Annotated in this window: 16 protein-coding genes; 13 read left to right on the forward strand and 3 right to left on the reverse strand. The window is 61.3% G+C overall.

Going from position 1 to position 17,043, the window contains the following annotated elements; translation table 11 throughout:
* Positions 1 to 53: 53 nt before the first annotated feature.
* Positions 54 to 461: a DoxX family protein gene (locus tag BJP08_RS07060; RefSeq protein WP_071568928.1), complete on the forward strand. Its 408-nt coding sequence runs from the start codon at positions 54 to 56 to the stop codon at positions 459 to 461.
* Positions 454 to 1,122: a zf-HC2 domain-containing protein gene (locus BJP08_RS07065; protein WP_071568929.1), complete on the forward strand. Its 669-nt coding sequence runs from the start codon at positions 454 to 456 to the stop codon at positions 1,120 to 1,122. Before BJP08_RS07060 ends, BJP08_RS07065 begins: the two co-directional genes overlap by 8 nt.
* Positions 1,123 to 1,126: 4 nt before the next feature.
* Here the strand turns inward: BJP08_RS07065 and BJP08_RS07070 are convergent, their stop codons facing one another.
* On the reverse strand, positions 1,127 to 2,686 hold the full coding sequence (locus tag BJP08_RS07070) for a dolichyl-phosphate-mannose--protein mannosyltransferase (protein ID WP_071569092.1): 1,560 nt from the start codon (positions 2,684 to 2,686) through the stop codon (positions 1,127 to 1,129).
* 115 nt (positions 2,687 to 2,801) lie between these two features.
* Here BJP08_RS07070 and rsmI point away from each other — a divergent pair, with 115 nt between their 5' ends.
* The 4 genes from rsmI (at position 2,802) to BJP08_RS07090 (ending at position 8,765) form a co-directional block, all read left to right on the forward strand.
* Positions 2,802 to 3,677: a 16S rRNA (cytidine(1402)-2'-O)-methyltransferase gene (gene rsmI, locus BJP08_RS07075; RefSeq protein ID WP_083428458.1), complete on the forward strand. Its 876-nt coding sequence runs from the start codon at positions 2,802 to 2,804 to the stop codon at positions 3,675 to 3,677.
* A gap of 118 nt (positions 3,678 to 3,795) precedes the next feature.
* Positions 3,796 to 5,613, forward strand: a complete 1,818-nt coding sequence (locus BJP08_RS07080) for a BCCT family transporter (RefSeq protein WP_083428459.1) — start codon at positions 3,796 to 3,798, stop codon at positions 5,611 to 5,613.
* Positions 5,614 to 5,702: 89 nt separating this feature from the next.
* A complete protein-coding gene (gene metG, locus BJP08_RS07085; protein ID WP_071569094.1) occupies positions 5,703 to 7,547 on the forward strand; it encodes a methionine--tRNA ligase in 1,845 nt (614 codons plus the stop codon).
* A gap of 27 nt (positions 7,548 to 7,574) precedes the next feature.
* Positions 7,575 to 8,765, forward strand: coding sequence for an MFS transporter (locus BJP08_RS07090; RefSeq protein WP_143110046.1), 1,191 nt, complete (start codon positions 7,575 to 7,577; stop codon positions 8,763 to 8,765).
* Here BJP08_RS07090 and BJP08_RS07095 read toward each other — a convergent pair.
* A complete protein-coding gene (locus tag BJP08_RS07095; RefSeq protein WP_071568932.1) occupies positions 8,746 to 9,156 on the reverse strand; it encodes a DUF3806 domain-containing protein in 411 nt (136 codons plus the stop codon). The two genes, BJP08_RS07090 and BJP08_RS07095, sit on opposite strands and share 20 nt — an antisense overlap.
* Positions 9,157 to 9,168: 12 nt before the next feature.
* On the opposite strand from BJP08_RS07095, the gene BJP08_RS07100 reads away from it, so the two are divergent.
* The 5 genes from BJP08_RS07100 (at position 9,169) to BJP08_RS07120 (ending at position 14,993) form a co-directional block, all read left to right on the forward strand.
* On the forward strand, positions 9,169 to 10,005 hold the full coding sequence (locus BJP08_RS07100) for a TatD family hydrolase (protein ID WP_071568933.1): 837 nt from the start codon (positions 9,169 to 9,171) through the stop codon (positions 10,003 to 10,005).
* A 191-nt stretch (positions 10,006 to 10,196) separates the two neighbouring features.
* Positions 10,197 to 11,315 carry a resuscitation-promoting factor gene (locus BJP08_RS07105; protein WP_071568934.1) on the forward strand — a complete coding sequence of 373 codons (1,119 nt, stop codon included), beginning with the start codon at positions 10,197 to 10,199 and terminating at the stop codon, positions 11,313 to 11,315.
* A gap of 11 nt (positions 11,316 to 11,326) precedes the next feature.
* Positions 11,327 to 12,172, forward strand: a complete 846-nt coding sequence (rsmA, locus tag BJP08_RS07110) for a 16S rRNA (adenine(1518)-N(6)/adenine(1519)-N(6))-dimethyltransferase RsmA (protein WP_071568935.1) — start codon at positions 11,327 to 11,329, stop codon at positions 12,170 to 12,172.
* Positions 12,169 to 13,161 (forward strand): 4-(cytidine 5'-diphospho)-2-C-methyl-D-erythritol kinase, encoded by a 993-nt coding sequence (locus BJP08_RS07115; protein WP_071568936.1) that lies wholly within the window; start codon positions 12,169 to 12,171, stop codon positions 13,159 to 13,161. The genes rsmA and BJP08_RS07115 overlap by 4 nt, the downstream gene beginning before the upstream one ends.
* Before the next feature lie 17 nt (positions 13,162 to 13,178).
* Entirely contained in the window at positions 13,179 to 14,993 is a 1,815-nt protein-coding gene (locus BJP08_RS07120) for an ABC-F family ATP-binding cassette domain-containing protein (protein WP_071568937.1), read from the forward strand.
* Here the strand turns inward: BJP08_RS07120 and BJP08_RS07125 are convergent.
* Positions 14,990 to 15,631, reverse strand: a complete 642-nt coding sequence (locus BJP08_RS07125) for a GntR family transcriptional regulator (protein ID WP_071568938.1) — start codon at positions 15,629 to 15,631, stop codon at positions 14,990 to 14,992. The two genes, BJP08_RS07120 and BJP08_RS07125, sit on opposite strands and share 4 nt — an antisense overlap.
* Positions 15,632 to 15,802: 171 nt before the next feature.
* Here BJP08_RS07125 and BJP08_RS07130 point away from each other — a divergent pair, with 171 nt between their 5' ends.
* Both BJP08_RS07130 and ppk2 read left to right on the forward strand, forming a co-directional pair.
* Positions 15,803 to 16,126 (forward strand): putative quinol monooxygenase, encoded by a 324-nt coding sequence (locus BJP08_RS07130; protein WP_071568939.1) that lies wholly within the window; start codon positions 15,803 to 15,805, stop codon positions 16,124 to 16,126.
* Between the two features lie 47 nt (positions 16,127 to 16,173).
* Positions 16,174 to 17,043: a polyphosphate kinase 2 gene (ppk2, locus tag BJP08_RS07135; RefSeq protein WP_071568940.1), complete on the forward strand. Its 870-nt coding sequence runs from the start codon at positions 16,174 to 16,176 to the stop codon at positions 17,041 to 17,043.

Below are 17,043 nucleotides of genomic sequence, written 5' to 3' on the forward strand. Positions count from 1 at the left end.
ACGTAGTTCGACGTTTTTCTGCCTGGTTCGGTTCCTTGAGTACTCTAGTGTGCATGAACAGGCCAGCAGTTCGAGATTTTGCGCTCTTAGTCATCCGCGCGGTGCTCGGGATCGTGTTTGTTGCGCGTGGTTACCAGCGCTGGTTTGAGCTGGGCATGCGGCGCACCGCAGAGGACTTTGCGGCGATTGGGGTGCCGCAGCCGACGCTGTCTGCGTATCTTGCGGGCTTTGTTGAGTTGGTTGGGGGAGCGTTCCTCGTCATTGGCTTGCTGACGACGATTGTCGCGTCAGTGCTCGCGCTATTGGCGCTGGCTGCGACCTACTTCGTGCATCTGAGTAACGGTTTCTTCATTGCCGATGGCGGCATTGAGTACACGATGGTGCTCGCCGCGGCGTTGTTCGTGGTGATCGTGTTCGGGCCGGGCCGCGCAAGTTTGGACGGGGTGCTCACACGTGATTAGCCACGATGAGGTTCAAGCTTGCTTGTCCGCGCGGCTCGACGGGGAGCAAGCATCGCTTGACGACGCCGTCGTGGACGCCCACCTCGCGCAGTGCGAGGAATGCTCGGCGTTTTGGGAGCAGGCGCTTTCCTTGTCGGAGAGGGTGCGCTTTGCTGAGGTTGATGGGAACGTGGCACCTCCGACCGATCTTGCTGACGCCATCCTCGCCGGCGTCAATGACCCCTGGCACGCTATGATGCAGCGCCGCCAAGTCAACGTGATGATTGGCCGAGCAGCGCTGTGCGTGATCGCTGTGTGCTGGATCGTGTGGGCGGTCGCGGGGGTTGTCGGTGTCGGTGAGGCGTTGGCGCAAACTCCTGAGGCTGCTGCGGCCACGCTGATGGGAGTCGCGGTCCGTTTCGGTGTGGGCCTGTCGTTGGGGCTCGCGTCCTGGAGGCCAGCCCAGATTCCGGGCATCGTGCTGATCGTGGGGACGATGTTCACGTTTACCCTCGGGTTCGCGGTGCTGGACGCGGTGCAGCGTATCGGCGTGGTCGAACCGATGGCAGTGATTGCGCCGGGGATCGCGCTGGTGGCGCTCGCCTGGACATGGATCGCGGACAAAGGCGTGGCCATGCGCCGGGCTTGGCACCTGCTCAACGCCGACCCGAACGGCCTTTAGCGGGCTACTTCCAGCTTGGGAACCACATAAGGGAGTCGTAGTAGCCGTCGGTGACTTGCAGGCCGTACAGGATTGGGCCCCAGTAGACGAAGCTTGCGGCCACAATTGCGAGGTACACAATCACAACGATTTGACCGGTGCGAATCGGGGCCCCGGTTAGCTTCACCAGTAACGCAGACTCGCGCAGGGACCCCTTCTTCGCGATGTTGCCTAGCGCGAGCGCGAGCAGTACCGCGGTAAACGGAATGAGTGCCGTGGCGTAGAAGAAGTACATCTGGCGGTCGAACGCCGCGAGCCAGGGCAGGAAGCCTGCGGCAAAGCCGATGAATGGCACGATGACGCGGAGGTCGCGTCGAGTGATCCATACCCATGCAGCCCAGAGCAGCACCGGGATGGTGAGCCACCAGATAGCAGGGGTGCCGAATAGGGAGATCATTTCGCGGCAGGTATTGCCGTCTCCGCACTCGATGTCGGTGGAGGAGTAGTAGAGGATCGGGCGCGCCGCGACGAGCCACGCCCATGGCTTGGAGTCCCAGGGGTGCGAATGCCCGCTGGAGCTCGTCAGAGAGCCGTGGAATTCGAGCACCGAGAAGTGGTAGTACAGCCAACCGGCAGCGGCATCCGGCAGGTTGGCGAGCCAGGGCCAGTCGGAGCCAGCGATGGTGCCGTCCGCCAGGGAGTGGCGGTAGACCGAGGTTTCGGAGGCGAACCATGCGCGCCACGACCAGATGTAGAGGAGCGCGGGCAGCAGCACGATCGAGGCGAGCGCCGAAGGCACGTCACGCAGCAGCGCACCAGCCAGCGGCTTCTCGACGCCATACCGCTTGCGCAACCACAAATCCCAAAATGCGGACATCAGGCCATAGAACGCGATGTAGTACAGCCCCGACCATTTCACGCCCAGTGCGAGGCCGAGCAGCACGCCGGTAGCGAAGCGCCACCAGCGGAACCCGAGACGAGGCCCGTATGGTCCGGCTGCCTGCACTGCGCCCGACAGCCAGGCGTCGTGCCAACGCTGGTGCACCTGGCGCATGTCACCTGCGAGCGTCCACGCGGCGGCGACGATGAACAACACCTGGAAGATGTCCAGCATGCCGAATTTGGCTGCGACCAGCAGGACGCCGTCGAAAAGCGCGATGACACCCGCGATTGCTGCGATGGACGTCGACTGGCTCACGCGGCGCGCCAACAGGAACGTGAACACGATGACTGCGGTACCAAACAACGCCGTCATGATGCGCCAGCCCATCGGGGTGTAGCCGAAGATTGTCTCACCAAGCGCGAGGAGCTGCTTCCCCAGCGGCGGGTGCACGACGAGCCCGTAGCCGGGGTTGGACTCGATGCCACCAAGCACAGGGTTAAAGGAGCTGCGTACCATGTCCCAGCCCTGCGGCACGTAGTGTTTCTCGTCGAACACCGGGGTGCCGGATGACGTCGGCTGCACCAGCCCAAGGAAGCGTGTGAACAGCGCGAGGACTGTCAGTACCGCAAGCGTGATTGTGTCCCGACGGTGCCATGGCACGCTGACCGGGGCTCCCGGCTGTGGCCTGCCGGGCTTGATCAACGCGGGCGTCGGCGACGCTTTGCTCTGGACGGTATCGATGGGCGCATTGGTATTCACGTGAATGGATACTACTGTGTTCGCTGCATTATCTGTAGCTGCACCTAGTATCTATTGCATGGATAGTGCAGACACTCAACCGACGATGCAACACCAATTTCCTTCACGCGGGGTGGTGCTGGCCGCAACGCCGCTCGGCAATATTGACGACGCCTCGCCACGGCTCGCGTACGCGCTCGAACATGCGGATGTGGTTGCGGCGGAGGATACGCGACGCACGCGCGCACTGGCGGCGGCCCTTGGCGTGGAGCCACGTGGGCGGGTGGTCTCAAACTTTGACCACAACGAGGAGCAGCGGCGGGATGAGCTGCTTGCTGCTGCCCGCAACGGCGTTGTGCTCGTGGTGACGGATGCTGGCATGCCGATTGTGTCCGACCCCGGCCTCTCCCTGGTGGCCGCGGCGCACGATGCCGGTGTCCCAGTAACGTGCCTGCCTGGCCCTTCCGCGGTGACGACCGCACTTGCGCTCTCGGGGCTGCGAGTGGGCCATTTCATCTTCGACGGGTTCGCCCCACGTAAAGCAGGAGCGCGAGAAGCCTGGCTGAAGGAACTTGTGCACCAGCCTCGCGCCGTCTGCTTCTTCGAATCGCCACACCGCGTCGCACAGACACTTGACGACGCCGCTTCGATCCTCGGGCGCGATCGGCGCGCCGCGGTATGCCGCGAACTGACAAAAACTTATGAAGAAGTAAAGCGTGCGACGCTCGGTGAACTCGCCGAGTGGGCGAAGGGTGGGGTGAAGGGCGAAGTCACCGTTGTCATCGAGGGTGGCGACGCTGCAGCGACAGAGCCTGAAGACCTCGTGGAAAACGTGTTAACGCTGGTGCAAGGCGGGATGCGGATGAAGGATGCCGTGAAGACTGTCGCGAAGCAATATGGGGTGAAATCGAGCGAGTTGTACGACTTATCTCAGGAAGCGCGCAGCACGGAATGATCGCACTTTTCGGCCGAAAATGCGCACTACGTGGACGAATTGGATTAGATATAGCAGCCGAATTCAGTTAACCTGCTAAAGCTTTCTTATTTTCTATGGAATTGAGGAGATTTTTTTCATGTCTCAGGGAGACCTGACCCAGGATCCACACGATCCTGATGCAGAAACTCGGAGTACTGAACTGACAAATTCCGATGAAGTCGGCCCCGCAGCGCCATCTGCGACGAGCCAGCTCGCGGAGCTCATCGTTGCTGAGCGGCGAGGGGAGCGAAAGGAATCGGTCGACGCAGAGGAGCAAGTTGAGCTCGCTGCGGAAGACGAGAACGCAAAGATTGACTGGAGCATCGTTGTTCCGCTTCTCGTTGTGGTGACGGCCGTCGTTGCTTGGGGCTTGTTAGCAAAAGATAGTTTCTCGAGCTTTGCTGATACGTCCTTCAGCTGGGTGATTAACAACCTTGGTTGGGCGTTCGTGCTCTTCGGCACGATTTTTGTGTTCTTTGTCTTGGTAATCGCGTTTTCGAACTTCGGTACGATCCGCCTGGGCAAGTCGGACGAGCAGCCGGAATTTAGAACCTCGTCGTGGATTGCGATGATGTTCGCGGCAGGCATGGGCATTGGTCTGATGTTCTACGGCGCGTCCGAGCCACTGGCGATGTACCGCGACGGTGTTCCTGGCCACCAGCCACACGAGGTGGGCACTGCGCTCGCGCAGACAATGTTCCACTGGAGCCTGCACCCATGGGCGATTTACGCCATCCTGGGCCTTGCAATCGCCTACTCGACGTTCCGCCTCGGCCGCAAGCAACTGCTCTCCAGTGCCTTCATCCCGTTGATTGGCGAAAAGGGCGTGAATGGTTTCTGGGGCAAGCTCATTGATGGTTTGGCAATTTTTGCCACGATTTTTGGTACCGCATGTTCGCTGGGTCTGGGTGCCATGCAGATTAGCTCGGGCCTGAACGCTTCGGGCTTTGTGGATTCGCCGTCGACGAAGCTGACGATCGGCATCGTGTCCGTCCTGACTCTTGCGTTCCTGCTGTCCGCGATGTCGGGCGTCGGCAAGGGTATTCAGTGGCTGTCGAACTTCAATATGGCGATTGCCGCACTGCTGGCGATCTTCGTGTTCGTCTTCGGCCCGACCGTGAGCACCTTGAACTTCTTGCCGACGGGCGTCGGCGCGTACCTGTCGCAGTTCTTCGAGATGGCCGGGCGCACCGCTGAGAACCAGAACGGTGAGGCAGGCGACTTCCTGTCCGGTTGGACCATCTTCTACTGGGCATGGTGGATCTCCTGGTCACCATTCGTTGGTACTTTCCTGGCGCGTATTTCCCGTGGCCGCACCATCCGTGAGTTCTGCCTCGGCGTCATGCTGATCCCGGCAGGCCTGTCCACTGTATGGTTCGCAATCTTCGGCGGTACTGCGATCAAGTTCGAGCAGGAAGGCCGCTCCATCTACGGTGAGGGCACCTCTGAGGAGCAGCTGTTTAACCTACTGCACGCGCTCCCTGGTGGCTTCTACATTGGTATCTTTGCCGTGATTTTGTTGGGTACGTTCTTCATCACGTCGGCTGACTCGGCTTCGACCGTGATGGCGTCCATGTCGCAGAACGGCAAGTCGGATGCGAACCCGTGGATCGCAGCCGTCTGGGGTCTTGGTACTGCGTTCGTTGGCCTGACGCTGTTGATTGCTGGTGGCACCGATGCGCTTGGCGCGCTGCAGTCCGTGACGATTGTTGCGGCAACCCCGTTCTTGCTCATCCTGATCTTGCTGATGTTCGCGATTGTCAAGGACGTGTCGAATGACACCATTTACCTGGACAAGAAGGAGCAGGATCGCTTCAACCGCCAGCTGGCTATCGAGCGCCGTATGCACCGCGACCAGCTTGAGCTTGAGCACAAGAAGGCACAGGTCAAGCGCATGCTGCGTCCACGCAACTAAGCGTTGAGTGCCTGCAGATCGCTCTGCGTGTGGCCCCGATATGACCCGGAACATGGGTTGTGTCGGGGCCATAACTTATGCTTAAGGGCATGACTTCTGCGAAGACTCAAAAAAATATTCTTGTGTGCGTTGCATGGCCGTATGCGAACGGCCCTCGCCACATTGGCCACGTGGCTGGTTTCGGGGTGCCGTCGGACGTGTTTGCGCGCTATCAGCGCATGGCTGGCAACAACGTCCTGATGGTCTCTGGCACCGATGAGCATGGAACTCCGCTGTTGGTGCAGGCGGACAAGGAAGGCGTGAGCGTCAAGGAGCTCGCAGACCGCTACAACGAGCAGATCGTGCACGATCTGGCAGGGCTGGGCCTATCTTACGACCTGTTTACCCGTACCTCGACACGCAACCACTACGCCGTGGTGCAGCAGCTCTTCAAGGGGCTGTACGAGAATGGTTACATGATCAAGGAGACGACGCAGGGTGCGATCTCTCCTTCGAACGGCCGGACCTTGCCGGACCGCTACATCGAGGGGACGTGTCCGATCTGCGGCGCGACCGACGCGCGCGGGGACCAGTGCGATACGTGCGGCAACCAGCTCGACCCGGCAGACCTGATTAACCCGGTGTCGAAGATCAACGGCGAGACGCCGAAGTTTGTTGAGACTGAGCACTTCATGCTGGACCTTCCGGCGCTGCACGACGCGCTGAAGGAGTGGCTGAGCACCCGCGAGAAGTGGCGTCCGAACGTGCTGAAGTTCTCGCTGAATCTCCTGGAGGACATGCGTCCGCGCGCAATGACACGTGACATCGACTGGGGTATTCCGATCCCCGTCGAGGGTTGGCAGGACAACCCGTCGAAGAAGCTCTACGTGTGGTTCGACGCGGTGGTCGGGTACCTGTCTGCTTCGATTGAGTGGGCGGAGCGCAGTGGCGACCCGGATGCCTGGAAGACTTTCTGGCAGGATCCAGCTACGCCGAGCTACTACTTCATGGGCAAGGACAACATCACGTTCCACTCACAGATTTGGCCAGCGGAGCTACTCGGCTACGCGGGCAAGGGCTCCCACGGCGGCGAGGAACACGAGCTGGGCACGCTGAACCTTCCGACGGAGGTTGTGTCCTCTGAGTTCCTGACCATGTCTGGTTCGAAGTTCTCATCCTCGAAGGGCGTTGTCATCTACGTCAAGGACTTCCTGGAGGAGTTCGGACCGGACCCGCTGCGTTACTTCATCGCGGTGGCCGGCCCGGAGAACAACGACACTGACTTCACCTGGGACGAGTTCGTCCGCCGGGTGAACAACGAGTTGGCGAACGGCTGGGGCAACCTGGTCAACCGCACCGTGTCGATGGCGCACAAGAACTTCGGTGAGGTCCCCGAACCGGGTGAGCTCATGGAGGTGGACGAGAAGATTCTCGCGCTGGCGGAATCGACGTTTGCATCCGCGGGCAAAGACCTGGCTGAGGCTCACTTCAAGAACGCGATCACCAAGATCATGCACGTGGTCGGGGAGACGAACGCCTACATTGCGGATCAGGAGCCTTGGAAGCTGGCGAAGGACCCGGAGCAGCGCACTCGTTTGGCGACGGTGCTGTGGACCGCGCTGCAGATGGTCAGCGACTGCAACGCGATGCTGACCCCGTTCCTGCCACACACCGCGCAGAAGGTACATGAGACCCTTGGCCGGACCGGCGTGTGGGCTGCAACGCCGTCCATCGTTGAAGTCAGCGATGACAAGGACTTTGAGCTCGTCGGCGTCGGTCTGCCGGAGCACGGACAAACCTACCTCACGATTACTGGTGACTACTCCGATCAGCAGGCGACCTGGCAGCGGGTGCCGATGGAGCCTGGCGTCGAACTGTCGAAGCCGAAGCCGCTGGTGGCAAAGCTCGACCCAGAGCTCGGGGAGACCGGGCCGGAGTGGGCGCCTGTGCAGTAATGCTGCGGCAGCGCTAGAGTGCTTCGAGTGTTTGCTCTTGTACTTTTCGTCGCTGTCATTAGTGCCTCACTCAACTTGCGTGCGGGCATTGCCTCCGTCGGGTCAGTACTTGACCAAGTCATCGACCACTACGACGCCCCCGCTTGGGTCGGGGGCGTGGTCACGGCGGTTCCCGGCACGCTCTTCTTCCTGGTTGGTATCTGCGCGGTGCCAATCGCGCGGAGGTTTGGCCTCACACCGGTGATCTTGGCTGCCGCCGGGCTTCTGACCGCGGGGCTGGGGCTACGGCCCTTCGCACCCGATGTCGCGCTGTTCCTGCTAGCAACGGTGGGTGCTGCTGGTGCCATCGCGTTGATGAACGTGTTGCTGCCTGCATGGATTAAGCAGCATGGCGGGCGCTACATCGTTGCCCTGACCACGGTGTACTCCGTAACGCTGGGCCTTTCTTCGGCAGCCGGCCCGCTGAGTGCGCTGGTGACGCCTTCGTGGCAGTCGGCGCTCGGCCTGTGGGCAAGCACTGCGGGTGTGCAGGTAGTTGTCTGGGGCTTCGTCTTCCTCAAATTTGGGAAGGACGTTCCCGGGAGCACAGCTTCGACGCCACAAGACGACGTCACTGCGCCGGAAACGCCAGTTTGGAAGTCGCTGACTGCGGTGGCCCTGATGCTGTTCTTCGGGCTGCAGTCGACCAGCGCGTACATCCAGATGGGGTGGTTGCCCGCCATATTTATCGACGCCGGCGTCGCCCCATCAACCGCAGCAGCGGGCCTCGGACTGTTGGGCTCGGTCGGCATGGTTGGTGGGCTCGTACTGCCGACGATCATTTCTCGTGCGAGGACGCTGACGCCGCTTGTGGTGCTCTTCGCCCTTTCGACGGCGGCGGGGTATCTAGGCCTGTACTTCGCCCCGGCAGCGTCTCCACTTGGGTGGAGCCTCCTGTTGGGGTTCGGCGGGTGCTGCTTCCCGCTGGCGATTGCACTGATTCCAGCGCGAACACGCGACCCGTTGGTCACTGCGCGGTTGTCTGGTTTCGTGCAGCCGGTCGGGTACGTGCTCGCGGCGACGGGCCCGCTACTCGTGGGCGTAGCTTATGACCGAATCGGCGCGTTCCAACCGATCTTGATTGCGCTGGTGGTCATGGCGCTGGTGATGGGGGCAGTCGGTGTCGTGGCAGCGCGCCACGTCATCATTGACGACGAGCTCAGCGCTGCAAGCCGCTGAGGAACTGCTCCAAAAACGTGGTGAGTTTACCGGTTGCGTCGTCGTCGAAGCGGGCGTCGACAACCATGATGGGCGCGGTGTATTTGGGGGAGTTGCTGTCGGGGTCGCGTACGACGACGAGGTCTGTGCCGTAGTCATCCTTCAATAGCTTCCAGGCAAAGCCGTAGTCGCGTACAAAGGCGTCGCCGAGCGCGGTGCCGACAACGCGTGCAGTATCGCCGCGCGGGTAGCTGCGTTGTGCGTCACGCGGCAGTGCGAGAAAATCCTCGAGTATTCCCTCGAACCGTTCGACGATTACTCGCGCAGGGCCGTTGAGCCCCTGCGCTGCGGCTTCGGCGAGCGCGTTATTGATGCTGGTTTGGGTCTGTGCGTCAATCGCGTGGAATGTCATAGGCTCTATCGTATGAGCAAAAAGAAACCTCGCCCGACACCAGTACCCGCAAGCCCGATACCAGGGCTTATCGACGCCCACACGCACCTGGCGTCTACCGGGGCCACCACGCAGGCGGACATCGATGCGATCATGGGCCGCGCGGTGAGCGCCGGCGTGGAGCGAGTATGCACCGTGGGTGATGGGCTCGCGGAAGCAGAACAAGCGCTGGAGGCCGCGCATATGCACGAGCGTGTGTTCGCCGCGTGCGCGATTAACCCGACGCGAGCGGCGGAACTCGACGACGTGGCAAGGCAGCGGCTCACGCAGATGGCGGCGGACCCGCGCTGTGTCGCGGTGGGGGAGACCGGCATCGATACCTATTGGATCCGCCACGATGCCGAAAACACCGCTGACCTTGCTACGCAGGAGGAGGCATTCCGATGGCACATCGACCTTGCCTGTACGACAGGTAAGGCGCTGATGATCCACAACCGCGAGGGGGATGCGGACATGCTACGAATCCTTGCCGACGCGCCGAAACCGGAGCACGTTATCTTGCACTGCTTCTCCTCGCCGCTTGATGTGGCGAGGGAGGCGATTGAGCGCGGCTACGTGCTGTCTTTTGCAGGCAATGTGACGTTTAAGCGCAACGAGGAGCTGCGTGCGGCTGCGGCCTTGGCACCGGAGGGGCAGCTGCTCATTGAGACCGACGCGCCGTACATGACCCCGGAACCGTTTCGCGGTTCGCGCAACGAGCCATCACTGATTGGACATACGGCGCATGTCGTCGCGGAGGCTCGAGGGATGGACGTCGAAACGCTGGCGAGCGAGGTGTCTGCCACCTTCGATCGTGTCTATGGGCTGTGATTATTGCGTGCACGTGTCCGGGAACACAACGGAGACGTGTCTGCGTTGCCCCAGGTGGCCTGTGAGTGATGTGAACCGCGTGGCGTGAGTGACTGTGTCCACCATGGTGTGCAAACATCTGCTGGTAAAATAGCAGAAGTTACCGTATTGTTATCGAAGTATTATTTCGTGACGAAGGGGAATGACGCTTTATGGGCTCGCGCATCCAGCACACCAACACCGCAACGAAGCGAATCGCCGTTGGCGCGCTCGCGGGTGTTGTCATTGCGGCCGGCACCACAACGGCGCTCGCCGCGCAGAAGAATGTCACCGTCGACGTGAATGGCGAGGCAACCTCACTGAAGACCTTCTCGGGGGATGTTGCTGGCGCGCTGCAAGCCGCTGGCGTTGAGGTGAAGGACAGTGACGTTGTCTACCCAGCCCCTGCTGAGAAGCTCTCGAACGGCGACACGGTGACCGTCCGCACAGCGAAGCCGGTCGCCGTCGTTGTAGACGGTGTGGCGCAGGAGATCACCTCCACAGCGCTGACTGTCGGCGAGGTTATGGATGAGGTGGGGGTCTCCCCGGCATCCTCATCTGACTTGGATAAGGACACCAAGCTTGTCGACGGCCTCAACGTCGACGTGACCACCCCGAAGATCATCGCTATCAATGACGGAGGGAACGTGACCTACGCCTCCGTTGCGAAGAAGACTGTCGGCGAGCTCCTCGAGGAACGAGGCATCACGTTCGATTCCGACGACCGTCTCAACCACCCGCTTGATGCTGCGGTGTACCCGAACATGGAAATCGTGCTCGATCGCGTCAACGTGATCAAGCGTGCGGAAGTCCTCCCGATTGAGGCCCCGGTGGAGTACGTCGACGACGCGGAGCTGGAGGCCGGGAACGAAGAGGTGCTCGAGGAAGGCAAGGACGGGGAGAAGGAAGTACTCCACGAGACTGTCCTGGTCAACGGCAAGGTCGAGTCGGAAGGCGTCGCTGGGGAGCGTGAGCTTCGCGCGCCGAAGGCTGCGAAGGTGCGTCGCGGTACCAAGGAATCGGCGAACGCTCCCGCTGTTGCGGCCGGGTCCGTGTGGGACACGCTGGCGCAGTGTGAATCGGGCGGTAACTGGTCCATCAACACTGGCAACGGCTACCACGGTGGTTTGCAGTTCTCCGCGTCGACGTGGGCGGCGTACGGCGGTACCCAGTACGCACCAACCGCTGACCAGGCGACCCGCGAGCAGCAGATTGCCATTGCGCAGAAAACCCAGGCGTCCCAGGGGTGGGGCGCGTGGCCTGCATGTACCGCACGGATGGGGTTGCGCTAACCTCGTCAGGTATGAGCGAATCCCAACTGCTTGGCCCGGTAGAAATCCGTGAGCTTGCGGCTGCACTCGATGTCACCCCGACGAAACGGTTGGGGCAGAACTTCGTGCACGACCCGAACACTGTGCGGCGCATCGTTGCTGCTGCCGAACTTTCCCCCGACGACCGCGTGATCGAGGTAGGGCCGGGGCTTGGCTCGCTCACGCTTGGCCTGCTCGATGAGGCGGCGCACGTGACTGCACTCGAGATCGACGACAGGCTGGCCCAACAGTTAGGGAAGACGGTGGGGCTGCGAGCGCCTGCAGCTGCGCACAAGCTCGACATCGTGCACATGGACGCGCTGAAAACCACGCAGCGTGACGTGCCGGGGGAGCCAACGGCGCTGGTCGCAAACCTGCCGTACAACGTTTCGGTTCCGGTGCTGCTCCACCTGTTGGCGGAGTTCCCCTCCATCCGGCGTGTGCTCGTGATGGTGCAGAAAGAAGTCGCTGACCGCCTCGCCGCGAAGCCAGGCACGAAGATCTACGGCGTGCCTAGCGTGAAAGCTGCGTTCTATGGCGAGGTCTCGCAGGCGAGCACCATCGGCAAGCATGTCTTCTGGCCGGCGCCGAATATCGAGTCCGGGCTTGTGCGTATCGACGTCGATCCGGCACGAGACCGCAGCGCGCGCGACAAGGTCTTCCCGCTTATCGACGCCGCCTTCGCCCAACGCCGCAAGACGCTGCGATCAACGCTGGCGCCGGTGTATGGCTCCGCGGTGGAGGCCGAGGAAGCCCTGCGCGCGGTAGGAATCGACCCTGGTTTGCGTGGCGAGAAGCTTGGCGTGGAGGACTTCGTCAGGTTGGGAGAGGCCCGATGAGCCACAGCGCACATGAGTTTGTTGCGACCGCGCCTGGCAAAGTGAACCTGCATCTCGGCGTCGGAAACGCGCGTTCTGATGGCTACCACGAGCTGGTGACGGTCTTCCAAGCCGTCGAGCGCCGCGAACGCGTCAGCATTGTCGTCGAGGACGAGACGCAGCGTGTCCAGTCCGGTTCCGTCGTGGCCAGCATGCAGACGCGCTTTCACGTGGATGTGCCGGACGAGGACATCGATACGCCGCGCAACCTGGCGTGGCGGGCGGTCGACGCAGTCGTTGACGCCGTCCGGGCCCGCAGTGGCGCGCAAGAGCTGGCGCTGCCGGAGGCGAAGCTGGTCGTCGATAAGTATGTGTTTGTGGCAGGCGGCATGGCTGGTGGCTCCGCCGACGCCGCGGCGGGCCTCGTGGCGGCGAACGCTTATGCCGAGCATTATTGCGGCGAGCGGCTTAGTACCGAGGAACTCCACGACCTTGCCGTCGGCCTGGGCGCGGATGTGCCGTTCGCACTCCACGGCCATACCGCGCTGGGCACCGGGCGCGGCGACACGCTGGTGGAGGTCCTCGGGCGTGGTACGTACTGGTGGGTGTTTTGTAACCCGAAGGTTGGGATCTCGACGGGCAAAGCCTTCGAAACACTCGATGATCTGCGCCACGACAACCCGGCGCTCGTGCCGCATTTGGACACGGCGGCACTGTCGCAGGCACTCATGACGAGCGACCCGCGCGAGCTAGCGAAACACCTGCACAACGACCTGGAGGCAGCGGCGGTGACGATGCGCCCGCGCATCGCAGCGCTCATCCGACGCATCGAAGAAGAAACCGAACTTGTTGCCCACGCGATCGTCTCTGGCTCGGGTCCGACGATCGCCGCGCTGTGCTTCGACGAAGATGCCGCGAGGGCGCTCGAAACGGTGCTGCGCGACAACGTCGAGGGCGTCGAGGTGTTCTGTACTTCCGGCCCGTCAGCGGGAGCGCAACTCGAGGCGTAGGCTACGATGGGTTTGCTATGGCGAACCTGATCAACCTCGAAAACGTATCCAAAACCTGGGGCCTCAAAACGCTGCTCGACGGCGTTTCCCTCGGGATCCAGACCGGTGACCGCATCGGTATCGTAGGCGTCAACGGCGGCGGGAAAACCACGTTGCTTGAGGTGCTCACCGGCATCGAAACCCCGGACAGCGGGCGCGTATCGCACAATTCCGACCTGCGAATGGCGGTGGTGACCCAACGTTTCGAAATTCACGACGACGCCACCGTCGGTGATGTCGTGGTCAAGCCATTAGGCCTCGAGACGTACGAGTGGGCGTCGAACAGCAAGGTGCGCGAAGTACTCCAGGGCACGGGCGTGGCTGAGCTTGGCCTGGACACCCCCGTGGGCGAGCTCTCGGGCGGCGAGCGGCGCCGCGTGAGCCTCGCCGCGGCCCTTGTACAAGACCTCGACCTTGTGGTGCTCGACGAGCCGACAAACCACCTTGACGTCGAAGGCGTACAGTGGCTGGCTTCCCACCTCATGCAGCGCAAGCTCGCCGTCGTGGTGGTCACGCACGACCGCTGGTTCCTCGACACCGTCGCGACGCTGACCTGGGAGGTCCACGACGGCACCGTCGACGTCTACGAAGGCGGATACAATGACTGGACATTCGCCCGCGCCGAGCGCGCCCGCCAGGCCGACGCCATCGAGCAGCGCCGCCAAAATCTCGCTCGCAAGGAACTCGCCTGGCTGCGCCGAGGAGCCCCCGCGCGCACCTCGAAACCGCGCTACCGCATCGAAGCAGCGGAAGCCCTCATCGCGAACGTCCCACCACCACGCGACAAGGTCGAGCTGATGGCGTTTTCCAAGCAGCGCCAGGGAAACGTCGTCATCGAGTTCGAAGACGCGCGCATCGACGCCCCCGACGGACGCACACTCGTCGACCACCTGACGTGGCGGCTCGCGCCGGGCGAACGCATCGGCCTGGTCGGCGTGAACGGCTCCGGAAAAACAACGCTGCTGCGGGCGCTCGCCGGAGACTACCCGCTCGCTGCCGGAAAACGCATCGAGGGCCTGACCACTCGGATTGGGTGGCTGCGTCAGGAACTCGACGACCTCGACCCAGCCAGGACTGTGCTCGACTCCGTGGAGGATGTCGCGCACTACATCACGTTGGGCAAGAAGGAAGTTTCGGCGTCTCAGCTCGCGGAGCGCCTCGGGTTCAGCCCGAAACGCCAGCGCACCCCGGTGGGCGATCTTTCCGGCGGTGAGCGTCGTCGACTTCAGCTCACTCGAGTGCTCATGAGTGAACCCAACGTATTGCTTCTTGACGAGCCCACCAACGACCTTGACATCGACACACTGCAGGAACTCGAAGACTTACTCGATGGGTGGCCGGGAACGCTCGTCGTGATTTCGCACGACCGCTACCTGATTGAGCGCATCGCGGACTCTACCTACGCGCTGTTCGGTGACGGAACGCTGAGCAACCTGCCCGGCGGGATTTCGCAGTACCTTGAGCAACGTGCCGCAATGGACACCCAAACGGGTCCGCTCGATTTGGGGAAGAAGCCTGAGAACGTCGAGAGCGCTGTGCCAGCGCAGCAGCCTGGCTTATCGTCGCAGGAGCAGCGCGAGATCCGCAAGCAGATGAAAGCGCTTGAGCGCAAGATCGCGGCGGCGGAAACACGCGCCGAGGAGCTGGAGTCAGAGATCGCCACGATGTCAGGCGAGGAAGCCCCTGATTTCGAAGCTATCGGGGCGAAGACGCAGGAGCTTCAGCAGACCAACGATAGCCGCGAGGAGCTGGAGATGGAGTGGCTTGAGCTTGGCGAGAAGCTAGAGCACTAAATCGGGTACCCGTTGTTAATCTTCTCGATCAGGTCGTTGACAATGCGACCCTGCTCGAGAAGTGCTTCCTGCAGGTAGTCAGAAGCTTCGTGGCGCTTGTCCTCGCGCAGCAGTTCTACGATGTGCTCGTTGACAGAGATGAACTGGCGGTTGAACGATGGCTGCTGCTGAATAATCGGAAGCGTTGCCAAGCGCATGAAGGCGTCGAGCTGATCCATGGTGTCGCCGAGGGTCTTCGAGCCCATTGCGGAGAGCACCACGTGGTGGAACGCCTGGTTCACGGCCGTAAGTAGATCGTCGTCGTCCTGCGCGATGGCCTCGCGGGCTTCGGTGTTGAGCTCCTCAAGCCGGTCAACATCGAGTTCCTCGCCCCAAAGCAGCGCAGCAGGCTCAATAGCGGCGCGCGCACGGTAGGTGTCAGTGACAAAGTCTGCGGACGGCGTTGCGAGGAATACGCCACGGTTCGGAATGCGCTCACAGAGTCCTTCCGACGTGAGCATTGCGAATGCCTCGCGGAGGGTGTTTCTGGATACCTCGAAACGCTCAGCGAGGGCAACCTCGTTGAGCTTCTGGCCTGGGGAGAACTCACCGCGCGAAATCGCGCGACGAACCTCAGAGGCAACGTTTTGAGCAAGCATGGCATCCGTAAGTGTAGAACTATTTATTTAAGCTCGTCAGTGATGGTGGACAGAGCCTCCATCTGACAACTGCTACGAGTATAACGCATCTATTGTTGAACAATTAACCGGGCACGTCCGTGGGTGAAAGTGTCGGCTGACAATAAATCGAGATGTGCGTAGGGTGGTGGCATGATTTTGATCAACGTTCGTTTCAAGCCATTGCCCGAATATGTCGAAACATTTCGTCAGGAGGTAGAGGAGTTCACAAATGCAACCCGCTCGGAGCCGGGCTGTATCTTCTTCGACTGGTACCGCAGCGAAGAAAACAAGGATGAGTACCTACTTATTGAGTCATTCCATGACGATGCTGCCGAGGCGCACGTGAACTCTGATCACTTCCGTGCTGCGCAGGAGCTGTTCCCAAAGATCTTGAAGGAAACCCCGACGATTATCAATACCCTGATTGAGGGTAAGACGGAGTGGGATACTATGGCCGAATTTAAGGTGGACTAACCGAATTTGCGTAATTTGTCCCCACTTTATGGGTACGGTTAGTACCTATGAGTGAAGAGAAGAATTCCACCAAACCCCCGAAACTTTCCAAGAAGGCGTACGAGAAAGAGCTCGTACGCCTTCAGGCTGAGTTGGTAGCGATGCAGCAGTGGGTTGTGAAGACCGGTGCGCGCGTCGTCATCGTGATGGAAGGCCGCGACGCAGCGGGCAAGGGCTCCGCAATCAAGCGCATTACCCAATACCTGAACCCGCGTACATGCCGCATTGAGGCGCTGCCGAAGCCGACAGAGCGCGAACAGACGCAGTGGTACTTCCAGCGCTACGTTGAGAAGCTTCCCGCCGCCGGTGAAATCGTCATCTTTGACCGCTCTTGGTACAACCGTGCTGGCGTTGAGCGCGTGATGGGGTTCTGTACTACGGAAGAATACCGCCGGTTCCTGCACCAGACACCAATCTTTGAGCGCCTCCTTGTTGAGGACGGCATCATGCTGCGTAAGTACTGGTTCTCCGTGTCGGACGAAGAGCAGTACAAGCGTTTCCAATCTCGCCGGAACGATCCGTTGCGCCAGTGGAAGCTCTCGCCGATGGACCTTGAGTCCATTACGAAATGGGAGGACTACTCCCGCGCGAAGGATGAGATGTTTATTCATACCGATATACCTGCGGCGCCGTGGTACACGGTTGAATCGGAGGACAAGAAGCGCTCCCGCATCAATGTGATCTCCCACCTCTTGTCGACGATCCCCTACGAGCACGTTGACCCCGACCTGCCGGAGATTCCGGAACGCCCAGCAATCATTGACTACGAACGCCCACCGCGCGACGAGTTCCGCTACGTGCCTGATGCGGCTGCAGAGCTGGAGCGCGGCAAGGTGAACGACAAGAAAAAGAAGAAGAAGAACAAGAAGAATTCCTAG

This window comes from Corynebacterium sp. NML140438 (assembly GCF_001875725.1).
GTDB lineage: Bacteria > Actinomycetota > Actinomycetes > Mycobacteriales > Mycobacteriaceae > Corynebacterium.